This window comes from Streptomyces fungicidicus (genome assembly GCF_003665435.1).
In the GTDB taxonomy this organism is placed as follows: Bacteria; Actinomycetota; Actinomycetes; order Streptomycetales; family Streptomycetaceae; genus Streptomyces; species Streptomyces fungicidicus.
In genome coordinates this window covers 2,937,689-2,953,128 of record NZ_CP023407.1, presented here as the reverse complement: position 1 = coordinate 2,953,128, position 15,440 = coordinate 2,937,689, and the positions used below count along the sequence as shown (strand labels likewise).

The window sequence follows — 15,440 nt, the reverse complement described above, 5'->3', positions numbered from 1 at the left end:
ACCGAGCAGATACGGGACGACGGACATGAGCGCCCCAACCCCGGCCCCCGGCGAAGACAGGCCCCGCGAAGGGTATTACCCGGACCCCTCCATCCCCGGATACGTCCGGTACTGGAACGGCGCCTCCTGGGTGCCGGGCACGAGCCGTCCGGCGCCCGAGGACGGCGAGTCGCTCGCCGCGCCGCCCGGCGCCGACCCGGCGCTGCCCTCCGTGGAGGAGACCGGACCGCACTTCTTCGACGAGGACCCGGCCGGCGAACCGGCGCCCGCGGCCCCGTCCGAGGCCCAGCACGGCAGCCGTCCCGAACCCGCCTCGGCGTGGGGCGCCGACCGCTCCCACCAGTCCGGCTTCGGCGGCGGCCAGGACCGCAGGATCTCCTGGGGCGCCGACCCGAGGGTGCCGCACACCCCGGCGGCGTCCGCGCCGGAGACCGGACCCGCCGTCACCCCGGACGAGGACGCCGCGGCCGAGTCCGGCAACACCTTCGTGTTCCGCAGACCGGCGCCGAAGCCGCGGCAGGAGGCCGCCCCCGCGGACGAGGGCACCATGACCTTCCGCGCCGTCAAACCGCGCACGGGGCAGTCCGGAGCGGACCCCGCGGCCTCCGGCCGGCCCGGTTTCGGCGCCGGCAAGGCGGCGGCCGCCCGCGCCGCCTCCTCCGCCGCCACGGCCCCGTCCGGACCCCAGCAGGCCGCCGCCGCCCCGGGCGTGCCCCCGCAGACCGGTGGCCCGGCGGCTCCGCCCGCCGCAGCCGCAGCCGCCTCCGCGCCGCTGACCAGCGGTCCCGGCGGCGGCCAGTCCTCCTGGGCGCAGCAGGTGCACCGGCTGGCCGGCGGCGAGGAACCGCCCGTCGCGCCCTGGAAGCCGCCGGTCGAGGACGTGTTCCAGGCCGCCGCCCGGCGCCAGTCCGCCGCCCGCCCCGCCGGGCTCGGCAGACGACTGGCCGCCCGGCTGCTGGACACCGTCGTCCTCGGCGCCGTCACCGCCGTGGCCGCGGTGCCGCTCGGCACGAAGGCCCTGGACCACGTCGACGCGAAGATCGAGGCGGCCAAGCAGTCCGGCGAGACCGTCACGGTCTGGCTGCTCGACGGCACCACCTCCGTCCACCTCGCCGTCGTCCTCGCCGTCCTGCTCCTCGGCGGGGTCCTCTACGAGGTGCTGCCCACGGTCAAGTGGGGGCGCACGCTGGGCAAGAAGCTGATGGGCCTCGAGGTCCGGGACATCGAGGGGCACGAGGCGCCGCAGCTCGGCGCGGCCCTGCGCCGCTGGCTGGTCTACAGCGTCCCCGGGCTGCTCGTCGTCGGTGTCGTCGGCGTCCTGTGGTGCGTCTTCGACAAGCCCTGGCGCCAGTGCTGGCACGACAAGGCCGCGCACACGTTCGTGGCCGGCTGAGCCCGCGTCACCCGCGCCTCCCCGGGCGCCGCTACTCCGGACGGCCGCTCGCCGGATGCGGGGCCGGGAGGTTCGCGGTCGACTCGGGGGCATGACCACCGAACCGCCCCCCGGCTCCGGTCAGCAGCCGCCGGACGACGACCCGTTCAAGAAGCACCCCCCACCGGGTGGCCCCGAAACCCCGGGCCCGGGCTCCCCGTACGACACCCCGGGAGGCGCGCCCCCGCCGCCCCAGGGCGGAGACCCGTACGGCGGTGGCGGAGGGCCCTACGGCGGTGGCGGCGGTCCGTACGGCGGCGCCCCCGGTTCCGCCGATCCCCTGGCCGGCATGCCCCCGCTCGCCGACAGCGCCAGGCGCACCCTCGCCCGCATCATCGACATGATCCTCGTCGGCATCGTCGTCTGGCTGCTCACCTGGCCGTTCGGGGTCAGCGAGTACAACGTCAACGGCGACAACGTCAACGTCGGCAACTCCTTCGGGCAGTCCGCCGTCGCGGCGGTGCTCTTCATCGCCTACGACACCGTCCTGATCTCCCGCACCGGCCAGACCCTGGGCAAGAAGTGGCTGCGCATGAGGGTCGCCAACCTGGACAACGGGGCGACCCCCTCCGTGCAGACCTCGCTGGCCCGCGCCGCCGTGCTGTGGCTGCCGTTCGCGTTCTGCTGCGCCTGTCTGTGGACCGCGATCGCGGGCGGCTGGAGCTTCTTCGACCGGCCCTACAAGCAGGGTCTGCACGACAAGGCGGCCAAGACGGTGGTGGTCAGCACCGGATGACGCCGGGACGGGGCGGGGCGTCAGGAGGCGGCACGCTCCCGCACCGGCTCGCGGGCCGGCGGGGCGACGGTGGCCCGTACCGGCCGCGGGGCCTGGAGCCGGGACACCGCGGCGGGCCGCGCCGCCGCGGCCGCGCGCGACCGGGGGAGCGGAACCGTCATGGCGACCAGCAGTCCGAGGGCGAGCGCCGAGACGGCGACGATCGCGACGCCGGCGCCCGAACTCGCTCCGGACAACAGCAGCATGGCGAGGGTCGAGAAGATCACGGTGCACGAACCGTAAACGAGCTGAGCGACAGTCGGACGGGGCATGGCCATCGTGTCCTCGGAAGTCGGGGGTTGTCCGCCTGGCTTTCCGCCGGTTCAGGGCGGTTCCGCCAAGCGACTCTAACCGCGAGAGTGCCCGAGGGGAACGGACAGTAAGCGTGACCTAACCGACAGGGCCGGTGCACAGGGGGCGCACGGATTCATGACGTCCATCAAGTGGACGGTTGTGCGCGCCCGTTGGGTTTCGCACGTGTGTGTCCGGAAAGCGGACGCCGACTCCGCATAGTGCCATTGAACTGTTCAAGTCAAGGTCTGTTTTTTCTGGCGAACCTCTAGTCAAATGTCGTCACTTGGCTACACGCGTCGATCACGTTGCGCGCGGGACCTTCCATAGACGGAACCTCCTTTGACCGCGCGTACGCACGCGGGAGGGAATCTCAAGTGACCAGTAGACCCTGGACGTTCAGAGCGGCCGCGATAGGCGTCGCCCTCGCGGCGGCCACCGCCACCTGCTCTGCGTTCACCGTGGCCCAGGCGGACTCGGCCGACAAGGCCGACCGACCCAACGCTGTGGACCGGCACGACCCGGCGGCGAACAACCACGTCGACCACGACCTCGAGGGCCCGTTCTCCAAGACGCAGGCGGCGCAGCGCGAGGAGGCCCTCAACCAGGTCATCTCCGGCAAAGCCTCGGTCAAGAACCGTGGCGGTTCGAAGGTCGTCCAGCTGAAGGGCAAGAAGGGCGACAGCAAGTACGTCGAGCTGGGCCGGGAGAAGACCGACAAGATCTTCACCATCCTGGTCGAGTTCGGCGACCAGATCGACAGCCGCTACGGTGGCACCCCGGGCCCGCTGCACAACCAGATCGCCAAGCCGGACCGCAAGAAGGACAACTCCACGGCCTGGCAGGCGGACTACAACCAGCAGCACTTCCAGGACCTGTACTTCGGTTCCGGCAAGGGCGTCGACTCGCTGAAGACGTACTACGAGAAGCAGTCCTCGGGCCGCTACTCGGTCGACGGCGAGGTCTCCGACTGGGTCAAGGTGCCCTACAACGAGGCCCGTTACGGCTCCAACGCGTGCAGCCCCGACAACTGCGCCTGGTTCGCGGTGCAGGACGGCGTCACCGCGTGGGCCGCGCAGCAGAAGGCCGCCGGCAAGACCGACGCGCAGATCAAGACGCAGCTCGCCCAGTACGACCAGTGGGACCGCTACGACTTCGACGGCGACGGCGACTTCAACGAGCCCGACGGCTACATCGACCACTTCCAGATCGTGCACGCCGGTGAGGACGAGTCCGCCGGCGGCGGCGCCCAGGGCGAGGACGCGATCTGGGCCCACCGCTGGTACGCCTTCGGCACCGACGCCGGCGCCACCGGCCCCGAGCAGAACAAGCTCGGCGGCACCCAGATCGGCAACACCGGCATCTGGGTCGGCGACTACACCATCCAGCCGGAGAACGGCGGACTCGGCGTCTTCGCCCACGAGTACGGCCACGACCTCGGTCTGCCGGACCACTACGACACCCAGGGCGGCGAGAACTCCACCGGGTTCTGGACGCTGATGTCCTCGGGTTCCTGGCTCGGCACCGGCAAGAACGAGATCGGTGACCTGCCCGGCGACATGACCGCCTGGGACAAGCTCCAGCTCGGCTGGCTGAACTACGACACCGCCAAGGCGGGCGTGGACTCCTGGCACAAGCTGGGCCTCGCCGAGTTCAACACCAAGCACAAGCAGGGTCTCGTCGTCCAGCTGCCGAAGAAGGCGGTCACGACCGAGATCGTCGCCCCGGCCGAGGGCTCCACCCAGTGGTGGAGCGGCAGCGGTGACGACCTCCGCAACACGCTGACCCGCAGCGTCGACCTCACCGGCAAGTCCTCGGCCGCGCTGACCCTGGACGGCTGGTACGAGATCGAGGCCGACTACGACTTCCTCTACACCGAGGTCTCGACCGACGGCGGCGCCAACTGGACCGCCCTCGACGGCACGGTGGACGGGCAGCCGATCCCGCGTGACGGCAGCGACAAGCCGGCCCTGCACGGCACGGTCGACGGCTACAAGCCGCTGGTGTACCCGCTGGACGCCTACGCGGGCAAGAAGATCGACCTCCGCTTCCGCTACCAGAGCGACGGCGGCGTGGCCCTCAAGGGCTTCACGGCCGACCGGATCTCGGTGACGGCGGACGGCACCGCGCTCTTCACGGACAACGCGGAGACCGCGGACGAGGCGTGGACGGCGAAGGGCTTCTCCCGCGTCGGCGCGTCCTTCACCAAGGACTACGCGCAGTACTACATCGCCGAGAACCGTCAGTACGTGTCCTACGACAAGACGCTGAAGACCGGCCCGTACAACTTCGGCTTCGCGAACAGCCGTCCGGACTGGGTGGAGCACTACGCCTACCAGAACGGCCTGCTGATCTGGAAGTGGGACACCTCCCAGGCGGACAACAACACCAGCCAGCACCCGGGTACCGGTCTGGTCCTGCCGATCGACTCCCACCCGACCGCGCTGAAGTGGTCCGACGGCACGCTGATGCGCAACCGCGTCCAGGCCTACGACTCGCCGTTCAGCCGGTACCGCACCGACGGCATGACGCTGCACAAGGCGGACGTGGCGACGTGGATCCCCTCGTCGAAGGGTGTGTCGGTCTTCAACGACCGCACCAGCACCTACTACGACGAGTCGAACCCGACCGGCGGTGTCAAGATCACTGACACCAACACGAAGATCAAGATCCTCAAGGAGGCCAAGGACGGCTCGACCATCGAGCTGCAGGTTGGCCCCGCGGGCAGGTAAACAGCATCTTCGCAGGTCAACACATGATCGGCGGTGACCCCCTGGCGGGTCACCGCCGATCCGTGTTTAGGTGCCTCCTGTGACTCACTTATTGACACCTGTCTCCGCGCAGGCCGAACCGGGGGTATGACCGCATGGCCGCAGGAGGTTTCTGCAAGCTGCCGAACGGCACGGTGGTGGTGGCGCTGAACCTGCCCAGTCCCGCCGCCGACGCACCCGCCGGAGTACGCGTCCTCGTCCACGCCCAGAACCGCGCCCGAGCCCTGACCAGGCTGCGCAACCTGGGCCTGCGGGCGGTCTACCTGCGGGGCAACTCCGCCCCGCCCACCCCCGACGAGATCACCGCGGTGCTCCACCATCCCGACGGCCTCATATGGCGCACCACCCCCGAGTCCACCCCCCTGACGGTAGAACTCTGGCACCCCATAAAAGCCCTCCTCAGACCCGCCTAGTCGCCTCAGACCGGCCTAGCTGCGGGCAGTCGTGCCGCAGGGCGGCACGGGTGGGCGCAGCGGCACCGGCAGGGCGCCGCTAGCCGAAACCCCACCCGGGCCACCCCCGCGAGGCTCACCGCACGACGGGCGCCCCCGTCAGCTCCACCCCGGCCCCCCGCATCTCCTCCACCGCCCGCTCGGTCGTGGCCCCGGCCACCCCCGCCGTCAGCCCCAGCAGCACCCGCGTCCGGAACCCCTCCTTCGCCGCGTCCAGCGCGGTGGCCCGCACGCAGTGGTCCGTGGCGATCCCCACCACGTCCACCTCGTCGACCTCCCGCTCCCGCAGCCACTCCGCCAGCGGCGTCCCGTTCTCGTCCGCCCCCTCGAACCCGCTGTAGGCCGCCGAGTACGCGCCCTTGCTGAACACGGCGTCGACCGACCCGGAGGTCACCGCGGGCGCGAAGTTCGGGTGGAACCCGACACCCTCCGTCCCGGCGACGCAGTGCGCGGGCCAGGACCGTACGAAGTCGGGGTTGTCGGCGAAGTGCCCGCCGGGCGCGATGTGGTGGTCCCGGGTGGCCACCACGTGCCGGTACCCGGCCGGGGCCTGCCCGATCAGCTCGGTGATGGCGGCGGCCACGTCCGCACCGCCGGCCACGGCGAGACTGCCCCCCTCGCAGAAGTCGTTCTGCACGTCAACGACGATCAGTGCGCGGCGCATGGTCGGTGTCCTTCGACTGGGGGGACGGGCGGATCGGGGACGGAACGGACGGGGACACGCTTCTAGCTACCCGACGGCAGCTGCGCGTACTCCGTCGGAAGGACGGGTTCCCCTCGGGAGAGCTGGGTGGCGGAGAGCGGCAGCCCCGCCCGCGCCGCCGCGTGCCGGTCGCGGACCACGTCCAGCGGCTCGCGGGCGACCACCTCGCCGCCCTCGACGAGCGGCACCAGCAGTTGCCGCCCGGCCAGCTCGTCCGGCACCGGGCCGGTGCCGATCACCTCGGCCTCGGCGACGCCGTCCGCGTCCAGCCGCCGCGCGGCCCACTTGCGGCCGCCGACGGAGGTCTTGCCTCCGGTGGACTTCTTCGCCACCGGCACCAGCGGCGCCTTCGGGTCGGCGGACTCCGCGCGGGCGACCAGCTTGTAGACCATGGAGGCCGTCGGGTGTCCCGAGCCGGTCACCAGCTGCGTGCCCACCCCGTAGGCGTCCACCGGCGCCGCCGCCAGCGAGGCGATGGCGTACTCGTCCAGGTCCGAGGTCACGAGGATCCTCGTGCCGGTGGCGCCCAGCTCGTCCAGCTGCTGCCGCACCCGGTGGGCCACCAGCAGCAGGTCACCGGAGTCGATCCGGACGGCGCCCAGCTCCGGCCCGGCGATCTCCACGGCCGTGCGGACCGCCTCGGTCACGTCGTAGGTGTCCACCAGCAGCGTCGTACCGCCGCCGAGGGAGTCCACCTGGGCCCGGAAGGCGTCCCGCTCGCTGTCGTGCAGCAGGGTGAAGGCGTGGGCGGAGGTGCCCACGGTCGGGATGTTGTAGCGGAAGCCGGCCGCCAGGTCGGAGGTGGAGGCGAAGCCGCCGACGTACGCGGCCCGGGAGGCGGCCACCGCGGCCAGCTCGTGGGTGCGCCGCGCGCCCATCTCGATCAGCGGCCGCCCGCCGGCCGCGGAGGACATCCGGGAGGCAGCGGCGGCGATCGCCGAGTCGTGGTTGAGGATCGACAGGATCACCGTCTCGAGGAGCACGCACTCCGCGAAGCTGCCCTCCACCCGCATGACCGGCGAGCCCGGGAAGTACACCTCTCCCTCGGGGTAGCCCCAGATGTCACCGGAGAAGCGGTAGCCGGCCAGATAGTCCAGGGTCTCCTCGTCGACGATGTCCTTCTCGCGCAGGAACCCGAGGACGCCCGGGTCGAAGCGGAAGTTCTCCACCGCGTCCAGCACCCGTCCGGTGCCGGCCAGCACGCCGTAGCGGCGGCCGTCCGGCAGTCGCCGGGTGAAGACCTCGAACACGCTGCGCCGCCCGGCCGTGCCGGCCTTCAGCGCTGCCCGCAGCATGGTCAGCTCGTACTGGTCAGTGAAGAGAGCCGTCGAGGGGACGTCCACCGGCAGCCCAAGGTCCGCTGTGTTCATGACGTGGATGCTACCCCCATTTCGTCAGTTTGACGATTTAGGTCCGCGCACCGGAACAGCGGGCCGGTTTGTGCGACCACCCCCCAGCGGTGGCAGCATGGGGCCTGTGACGTCACCCGCACCCATGGAGATCGAACGCACCGAGTCGGCGGAGGAGGTCTTCGCCGTACCCGAGCCCGACGTCCCGTGGGTCACCATCGTCCACAACGACCCGGTCAACCTCATGAGCTATGTGACGTACGTCTTCCAGTCGTACTTCGGCTACTCCAAGGACAAGGCCACCAAGCTCATGCTCGACGTCCACCACAAGGGCCGGGCGGTCGTCTCCAGCGGTACCCGCGAGGAGATGGAACGCGACGTGCAGGCCATGCACGGCTACGGACTGTGGGCCACCCTCCAGCACGACCGGAAGTGACCGAGCCGGACATGACCCGACCCCGCCCGCAGGACCGGAAGTAGCGAATCGCCGCCATGCCAGGAACCTTCGAACCGCTCCCCGGCGGCGGCGCGGCCGTCGCGCTCGACGACGTCGAGATCTCCATCATCCGCTCCCTGGCCGTGCAGATGATGGAGCTCATCGGCCCCGGACCAGCCGAGGACGCCTCCGCCGACCCGCTCGCCGACCTCTTCGCCGACGGCCCGAGCGAGCCGCCCTCCGACCCGGTGCTGCGCCGCCTGTTCCCGGACGCCTACGGCGACCCGGACGGCACCCCGGGGGCCAAGGAGGCCGAGGAGCAGAAGGCCCACTCCGCCGAGTTCCGCCGCTACACCGAGAACGACCTGCGGGCCGGCAAGCGCGACAACGCCCTCGCGGTGATCCGCTCCCTGGACGCGCTCAGCCCGGCCGGCGAGGGCGGCGCGGTGCTCGAGCTGTCGCCGGACGACTCCCGGAAGTGGCTCGGCGCCCTCAACGACCTGCGCCTGGCGATCGGCGCCCGGCTGGAGATCAGCGACGAGGACGACAGCGACCTCCTCTTCCACCTCCCCGACCAGGACCCCCGCAAGCCGATGGTGATGGCGTACCTCTGGCTCGGCGGGCTCCAGGAGACGCTCGTCACGACGCTGATGCCCTGAACCGCCACACCCCGAACCGCTGCCTCACGCCCCGGATCCGGCGTCCCACGCCCGGGATCCGCGCTTCGGCGTGCCCGGACTCCGTGTTCCGGAATGTGTGACTCCCATGCCGTGAATGCGTGCCGGAGGTCCGGAAAAGTCTGCTGACGCGATCGCTCAGAGGACACTCAAATCCGGATAACGATCGCGTCAAAGGCCCCGCCATCTATGCGCTCTTCAGGTGTCTTTTGTCCGCTTCTTCCTGTGAGGCGCGCCACACGCCGCCCCTGTGATCAGTATTGCGGCCGTGATAAATCTTCACGACCGCCCGGCGAACACCACCCTTATGTTCCGCCGGGTGCGCCACCGAGCCGGTGACCGCCGGCCAGGCAACAACTCCATCAGTCCGGGGGGATCGCGACCCGATCCGAGGCCGACAGCGGCCCGGATCGGCATGGAGAAAGGCGCACGACACATGGCCTCACCGCAGGTCGACACGGAGTCCGTACCCGAGGAGGGGTACGAGCGCGGCCTCAACAGCCGCCAGGTCCAGATGATCGCGATCGGCGGCGCCATCGGCGTCGGGCTCTTCCTGGGAGCCGGGGCGAACATCGCCAAGGCCGGTCCCAGCCTGATCGTCATGTACGCCCTCGCGGGCGTCATCATCTTCTTCATCATGCGGGCCCTGGGCGAGCTCCTGCTCTACCGCCCCGTCTCCGGCTCCTTCGCCGAATACTCGCGTGAGTTCCTCGGCCCGTTCTTCGGCTACTTCACCGGCTGGACGTACTGGCTGATGTGGGTGGTCACCGGCATGGCCGAGCTGACCGCCGCGGCCATCTACATCAACTACTGGTTCCCGGCGATCCCGCAGTGGACGTCGGCGCTGGTCTTCCTGGTCATCCTGTTCGGGGCCAACCTGATCTCGGTGAAGCTGTTCGGCGAGATCGAGTTCTGGTTCTCGATGGTCAAGGTCACCGCCATCATCGGCATGATCGTGATCGGTCTCGGTGTGCTCACCCTCGGCTTCAGCCAGGCCGGCGACACCGCCGCCGTCTCCAACCTCTGGGCCTTCGACGGCTTCTTCCCCAAGGGCATCGGCTCGTCCCTGATGACCCTGCAGGGCGTCATGTTCGCCTACCTCGCCGTCGAGCTCGTCGGTGTCACGGCCGGCGAGTCCGAGAACCCCGAGAAGACCCTCCCCAAGGCGATCAACACGCTGCCCTGGCGCATCGCGCTCTTCTACGTCGGCGCGCTCACCGTCATCCTGTGCGTGGTCAAGTGGACCGAGTTCTCCGCCGACGCCAGCCCCTTCGTGAAGGCGTTCGCGGTCATCGGCATCCCGGCCGGCGCCGGCATCGTCAACTTCGTCGTGCTCACCGCCGCCCTGTCGTCCTGCAACTCCGGCATGTACTCCACCGGACGCATGCTGCGCAATCTCGCCGACAACGGAGAGGCCCCGGGCGCCTTCAAGCGGCTGTCGTCCCGCAAGACGCCCGCGCTCGGCATCGCCACCTCGGTGTTCTTCATGGGCATCGGCGTCGTCCTGAACTACGTCGTCCCCGAGAAGGCCTTCGGCTACGTCACGTCCATCGCCACCGCGGCCGGCATCTGGACCTGGCTGATGATCCTGATCAGCCACGTCCTCTACCGCCGCCAGGTCGTCGCGGGCCGGCTGCCCGCCTCGTCCTTCCCGGCGCCCGGCGGCTCGGTCTGCTCCTACATCGCCATCGCGTTCCTGCTCTTCGTCACCTGCCTCATCGCGATCGACGCGGACGCCCGGATCTGCCTGTACGTGATGGCCGGCTGGGCCGTCGCCCTCGGCATCGGCTGGATGGTCCTCAAGAACCGCAACCCGCAGATCACCCGGCGCGACGACAGCCGCTTCGAGAAGGTCGGCTGACCCCCTCACCACGCAAGCCGTCCGGCATACGGGCTGTTCCGTACCACCCCTCGGTACGGAACGGCCCGTCTGCTTATCCTGAGCCCCATGCTGACCATCACCCAGGCCCTGTACGACCAGATCGTCGCCCACGCGCGCGAGGACCACCCCGACGAGGCGTGCGGCGTGGTGGCGGGCCCGGTGGGCGCCGGCCGCCCCGAGCGCTTCATCCCGATGCTGAACGCTGCCCGCTCGCCCACCTTCTACGAGTTCGACTCCCAGGACCTGCTGAAGCTGTACCGCGAGATGGACGACAACGACGAGGAGCCGGTGGTGATCTACCACTCCCACACGGCCACCGAGGCCTACCCGTCGCGCACCGACGTCACCTACGCCAACGAGCCCGGCGCCCACTACGTCCTGGTCTCCACCGCCGACACCGACGACGCCGGCGAGTTCCAGTTCCGCTCCTTCCGCATCCTGGAGGGTGAGATCACCGAGGAGGAGGTCAAGGTCGTCGAGGCGTACTGACCGGGCGATCGCACCCCCGTCTTACAGTGCGGAAGGGATGTGTCCGAGAGGTGAGATCACACTCCGGGAGCCCGTCCGGGAATCGATACGATGACCGCATGGTTCTTATCGACGTGAGCGACAAGGCGCCGGGCACACTGCTCGTGGCGCGCCTGCACGTCGACCTGTGCAGGCTGAACAGCGCCATCTGTTGATCCTCCGCTGCCGCCGTGGGCCGTGAGCCGCGGCGGACTGCCGTGCGCCACCGCGCGCCCTGACGAACCCACGACAGACACTTCCGACAGGAGCCCTCAGCCATGGCCATCGAGGTCCGCATCCCGACCATCCTCCGCCAGTACACCGACGGCCAGAAGGCGGTGGAAGGCACCGGGAACACCCTCGCCGAGCTCTTCACCGACCTCGAGACCCGGCACACGGGCATCCAGGCCCGCCTCATCGACGAGGCGAACGGCGAGCAGCTGCGCCGCTTCGTCAACGTCTACCTCAACGACGAGGACGTCCGCTTCCTGGACGGCATCAACACCAAGCTGTCCGACGGCGACAGCATCACGATCCTGCCGGCCGTGGCCGGCGGTATGGCCTGATCGGCGATGCGGTACGACTCCCCGCTGGCCGCGGTCGGCAACACCCCGCTGGTGTGCCTGCCGCGGCTGTCGCCGTCGGCCGACGTCCGGATCTGGGCGAAGCTGGAGGACCGCAACCCGACCGGCTCGATCAAGGACCGCCCGGCCCTGTTCATGATCGAGCAGGCGGAGAAGGACGGCCGCCTCACCCCGGGCTGCACGATCCTCGAACCCACCTCCGGCAACACCGGCATCTCCCTCGCCATGGCGGCCAGGCTCAAGGGCTACCGCATGGTGTGCGTGATGCCCGAGAACACCTCGCAGGAACGCCGTGACCTGCTCGGCATGTGGGGTGCGGAGATCATCTCCTCGCCGGCCGCGGGCGGCTCCAACACCGCCGTGCGCGTCGCCAAGGAACTCTCTGCCGAGCACCCCGACTGGGTGATGCTCTACCAGTACGGAAACCCGGACAACGCCGGCGCGCACTACGCCACCACCGGCCCCGAGATCCTCGCCGACCTGCCGTCCATCACCCACTTCGTGGCCGGCCTCGGCACCACGGGCACGCTGATGGGCGTCGGCCGCTACCTGCGCGAGAACAAGCCCGACGTGAAGATCGTCGCCGCCGAACCGCGCTACGACGACCTGGTCTACGGCCTGCGCAACCTCGACGAGGGCTTCGTCCCCGAGCTGTACGACGCCTCCGTGCTGACCACCCGTTTCTCGGTCGGCTCCGCGGACGCCGTCACCCGCACCCGTGAACTCCTCCAGCAGGAGGGCATCTTCGCCGGCGTCTCCACCGGCGCCGCCCTGCACGCGGCGATCGGCGTCGCCAACAAGGCGCTCAAGGCCGGCGAGCCCGCCGACGTCGCCTTCGTCGTCGCCGACGGCGGCTGGAAGTACCTGTCGACCGGCGTCTACACGGCCGCCACGACGGAAGAGGCCATCGACACGCTCCAGGGACAGCTCTGGGCGTAGCGCCACCCGCACGACCGGGGGCCGGAGACCGCAGTCTCCGGCCCCTCACCTGTCTCCGGGAGCACTCCCGTCCCTCCCGGACCGCCGCCGTCTGCGCGGCCGGCGCCCCCGCCCCCACCCGTCGACCAGCGCGGTGACGAGGGCGAGTAGTACCACCGCGGCGAGGGCGAGCCACCAGGCCGTGTTCATGCCCCGACGGTACCGGCGCGGACCGCCGGTGCGCGCCCCCTCCCGGCCTCCGCACGCGCCGCTTCCAGCCGAACCGGTGACAGCACAGGTGAGTTCGCCCACAACGACCCCTGGTGGAGGAGCGACCGCCGGTTTCGCGCCTTACGCTCGACGAACCGCACGACCCCCGTCCCTCCATTTCCGCCAGCGGAGGTTTCTGCTTCATGAAGCTCACCGTCGTCGGCTGCTCGGGGTCGTTCCCGTCCGCGGAATCGGCCTGCTCGAGCTACCTCGTAGAGGCCGACGGCTTCCGGCTGCTCCTCGACATGGGCAACGGCGCCCTGGGCGAGCTGCAGCGCCACTGCGGTCTCTACGACCTCGACGCGATCTTCCTCAGCCATCTGCACGCCGACCACTGCATCGACATGTGCGGCTACTTCGTCGCACGCTACTACCGGCACGACGGCGGCCGTTGCGAGCCCATCCCGGTCTACGGACCCGAGGGCACCGAGCACCGGCTGACCACCGCCTACGCCGACACCCCCTCGGCGTCCTCCATGAGCGAGGTCTTCGACTTCCACACCGTCAAGCCGTCCACCTTCGAGATCGGCCCGTTCCTCGTCCACACCGAGCGCGTCGCGCACCCGGTCGAGGCCTACGGCATCCGCATCGAGCACGGCGGGAAGACGCTGACCTACTCCGGCGACACGGGCGTGACCCCCGCACTCGACGACCTCGCCCGCGACGCCGACCTCTTCCTGTGCGAAGCCGCCTTCACGCACGGCAAGGAGGACATCCCGGACCTGCACCTCAACGGCCGCGAGGCCGGTGAGACGGCGGCCCGCGCGGGCGTCCGCCGCCTGATCCTCACCCACATCGCCCCCTGGACCGACCCCCAGATCAGCCTCACCGACGCCCGCGCGGTGTACGACGGCCCGGTGGGGCTGGCGTCGCGCGGCGCGACGTACCAGATCTGAGACGCGGGCGAAACGGCCGGGGCCCCCGGAAGCCGTGACGGCTTCCGGGGGCCCCGCTGTCATGTCGTACGAGGACGGCTCACGCCTTCGTGGAGTCCTCGAGTTCCTCCTCGGGCTCACGGCCCGGGGTCGGCAGGTTGAACTTGGTGATCGCGAAGCGGAAGAGCACGTAGTAGACCGCCGCGAACACCAGACCGATCGGGATGATCAGCCACGGCTTCGTCGCCAGGCTCCAGTTGAGCCCGTAGTCGATGGCGCCCGCGGAGAACGTGAAGCCCGCGTGGACACCGAGCGCCCAGGTGATCGCCATGGACAGGGCGGTGAGCACCGCGTGGATCGCGTACAGCACCGGGGCGATGAACATGAACGAGAACTCGATCGGCTCGGTCACACCGGTCACGAAGGAGGTCAGCGCCAGGGAGACCATCATGCCCATCACGGCCTTGCGGCGCTCCGGGCGGGCGGCGTGCGCGATGGCGATGGCGGCGGCGGGCAGACCGAACATCATGATCGGGAAGAAGCCCGACATGAACTGACCGGCGTCGGGGTCACCGGCGAAGAAGCGGTTCAGGTCGCCGTGCACGAGCTCGCCCGCGGCGTTGGTGAAGTCGCCGATCTGGAACCAGGAGACGGTGTTCACGAACTGGTGCATGCCGATCGGGATCAGCGCGCGGTTGATCAGGCCGAACAGGCCGGCGCCCGCCGCTCCCAGACCGGTGATCCACTCGCCGGCGTCGGAGATGACCTCACCGATCGGCTCCCAGACCAGGCCGAAGAAGACACCCATGACGGTGCCGACGAAGGCCATGATGATCGGGACGAGACGGCGGCCGTTGAAGAAGCCCAGCCAGTCGACGAGCTTCTTGCGGTGGTACCGCTGCCAGAGCACGGCCGCCAGCAGACCCATCAGGATGCCGCCGAGCACACCGGGGTTGTTGTAGGTCGCGGCTATGTCCGCGCCGTCCTGCACCTTCGCCTCGGTGACCGGGAACGCCTTGAGGACGTTGCTGTAGACCAGGAAGCCGACGAGCGCGGCCAGGGCGGTGGAGCCGTCGGCCTTCTTGGCGAAGCCGATCGCCACACCGATGCAGAAGAGCATCGGAAGGTTGTCGAAGATCGCGCCGCCCGCCGTGGCGAACACCGCGGTGACCTTGTCGGGCAGGTTCAGCTTCTCCTGGACGTCGGCCTGGCCGAGCCGGAGCAGGATGCCCGCCGCCGGCAGCACGGCGATCGGGAGCTGAAGACTGCGGCCTACCTTCTGCAGGCCCTGGAACAGGCCTGATCCCCGCTTCTTTGCGGGGGCCGCCGAGGCGGTGGCGGTGCTCATACTTCCTCCATCGGTGGTGGTCTACACCACTAGTGGTGTAGACCTTTTGTAGCACGATGAAGGCCACGTAAGGAACCCACGATTCCGCCACCGGCGGGCTACGCACCGTGCCCGTCGCGGACCACGGCGCGCAACCCTTCGCGGGCGCACCGAAAAGCCCCCGGACCACA

General features: G+C 70.0%; 16 protein-coding genes and 1 pseudogene. 12 read left to right on the top strand and 5 right to left on the bottom strand.

Annotation, left to right across the window (positions count from 1 at the left end):
• The first annotated feature begins 25 nt into the window (after positions 1-25).
• Entirely contained in the window at positions 26-1,393 is a 1,368-nt protein-coding gene (locus CNQ36_RS13320) for an RDD family protein (RefSeq protein ID WP_121546161.1), read from the top strand.
• A gap of 91 nt (positions 1,394-1,484) precedes the next feature.
• Positions 1,485-2,168, top strand: a complete 684-nt coding sequence (locus tag CNQ36_RS13315; protein WP_040907080.1) for an RDD family protein — start codon at positions 1,485-1,487, stop codon at positions 2,166-2,168.
• A gap of 20 nt (positions 2,169-2,188) precedes the next feature.
• Here the strand turns inward: CNQ36_RS13315 and CNQ36_RS13310 are convergent, their stop codons facing one another.
• A complete protein-coding gene (locus CNQ36_RS13310; protein WP_121546160.1) occupies positions 2,189-2,485 on the bottom strand; it encodes a hypothetical protein in 297 nt (98 codons plus the stop codon).
• Between the two features lie 390 nt (positions 2,486-2,875).
• Between CNQ36_RS13310 and CNQ36_RS13305 the strand changes: the two genes are divergently transcribed.
• Complete coding sequence (locus CNQ36_RS13305; RefSeq protein ID WP_121546159.1) at positions 2,876-5,230, top strand: immune inhibitor A domain-containing protein; 2,355 nt, start codon at positions 2,876-2,878, stop codon at positions 5,228-5,230.
• 134 nt (positions 5,231-5,364) lie between these two features.
• Positions 5,365-5,682, top strand: a complete 318-nt coding sequence (locus CNQ36_RS13300) for a hypothetical protein (RefSeq protein WP_040907084.1) — start codon at positions 5,365-5,367, stop codon at positions 5,680-5,682.
• Between the two features lie 115 nt (positions 5,683-5,797).
• Here CNQ36_RS13300 and CNQ36_RS13295 read toward each other — a convergent pair whose 3' ends face one another.
• Together CNQ36_RS13295 and CNQ36_RS13290 are read right to left on the bottom strand one after the other, a co-directional pair.
• On the bottom strand, positions 5,798-6,385 hold the full coding sequence (locus CNQ36_RS13295; protein ID WP_004930914.1) for a nicotinamidase: 588 nt from the start codon (positions 6,383-6,385) through the stop codon (positions 5,798-5,800).
• Positions 6,386-6,447: 62 nt separating this feature from the next.
• On the bottom strand, positions 6,448-7,794 hold the full coding sequence (locus CNQ36_RS13290; protein ID WP_121546158.1) for a nicotinate phosphoribosyltransferase: 1,347 nt from the start codon (positions 7,792-7,794) through the stop codon (positions 6,448-6,450).
• 97 nt (positions 7,795-7,891) lie between these two features.
• On the opposite strand from CNQ36_RS13290, the gene clpS reads away from it, so the two are divergent.
• The 7 genes from clpS to CNQ36_RS13255 all read left to right on the top strand — a co-directional run bounded on the left by clpS (position 7,892) and on the right by CNQ36_RS13255 (position 12,798).
• A complete protein-coding gene (gene clpS / locus CNQ36_RS13285) occupies positions 7,892-8,209 on the top strand; it encodes an ATP-dependent Clp protease adapter ClpS (protein ID WP_004930922.1) in 318 nt (105 codons plus the stop codon).
• 56 nt (positions 8,210-8,265) lie between these two features.
• Complete coding sequence (locus CNQ36_RS13280) at positions 8,266-8,868, top strand: DUF2017 domain-containing protein (protein WP_121546157.1); 603 nt, start codon at positions 8,266-8,268, stop codon at positions 8,866-8,868.
• Between the two features lie 454 nt (positions 8,869-9,322).
• Positions 9,323-10,747 carry an amino acid permease gene (locus tag CNQ36_RS13275; RefSeq protein ID WP_121546156.1) on the top strand — a complete coding sequence of 475 codons (1,425 nt, stop codon included), beginning with the start codon at positions 9,323-9,325 and terminating at the stop codon, positions 10,745-10,747.
• Positions 10,748-10,834: 87 nt separating this feature from the next.
• Positions 10,835-11,257, top strand: a complete 423-nt coding sequence (locus CNQ36_RS13270; RefSeq protein WP_121546155.1) for a M67 family metallopeptidase — start codon at positions 10,835-10,837, stop codon at positions 11,255-11,257.
• Between the two features lie 98 nt (positions 11,258-11,355).
• Positions 11,356-11,451: a putative leader peptide gene (locus tag CNQ36_RS35715; RefSeq protein WP_313905537.1), complete on the top strand. Its 96-nt coding sequence runs from the start codon at positions 11,356-11,358 to the stop codon at positions 11,449-11,451.
• 102 nt (positions 11,452-11,553) lie between these two features.
• Positions 11,554-11,841, top strand: coding sequence for a MoaD/ThiS family protein (locus tag CNQ36_RS13260; protein WP_121546154.1), 288 nt, complete (start codon positions 11,554-11,556; stop codon positions 11,839-11,841).
• A 6-nt stretch (positions 11,842-11,847) separates the two neighbouring features.
• Complete coding sequence (locus tag CNQ36_RS13255; RefSeq protein WP_121546153.1) at positions 11,848-12,798, top strand: PLP-dependent cysteine synthase family protein; 951 nt, start codon at positions 11,848-11,850, stop codon at positions 12,796-12,798.
• A 66-nt stretch (positions 12,799-12,864) separates the two neighbouring features.
• Here the strand turns inward: CNQ36_RS13255 and CNQ36_RS35250 are convergent.
• Positions 12,865-13,089, bottom strand: a pseudogene (locus CNQ36_RS35250) (type II toxin-antitoxin system PemK/MazF family toxin); the annotation flags it as partial.
• A gap of 101 nt (positions 13,090-13,190) precedes the next feature.
• On the opposite strand from CNQ36_RS35250, the gene CNQ36_RS13250 reads away from it, so the two are divergent.
• Positions 13,191-13,943 carry an MBL fold metallo-hydrolase gene (locus CNQ36_RS13250; RefSeq protein ID WP_004930942.1) on the top strand — a complete coding sequence of 251 codons (753 nt, stop codon included), beginning with the start codon at positions 13,191-13,193 and terminating at the stop codon, positions 13,941-13,943.
• Positions 13,944-14,022: 79 nt separating this feature from the next.
• Here the strand turns inward: CNQ36_RS13250 and CNQ36_RS13245 are convergent, their stop codons facing one another.
• A complete protein-coding gene (locus tag CNQ36_RS13245) occupies positions 14,023-15,270 on the bottom strand; it encodes a PTS transporter subunit EIIC (protein WP_121546152.1) in 1,248 nt (415 codons plus the stop codon).
• Positions 15,271-15,440 lie beyond the last annotated feature (170 nt).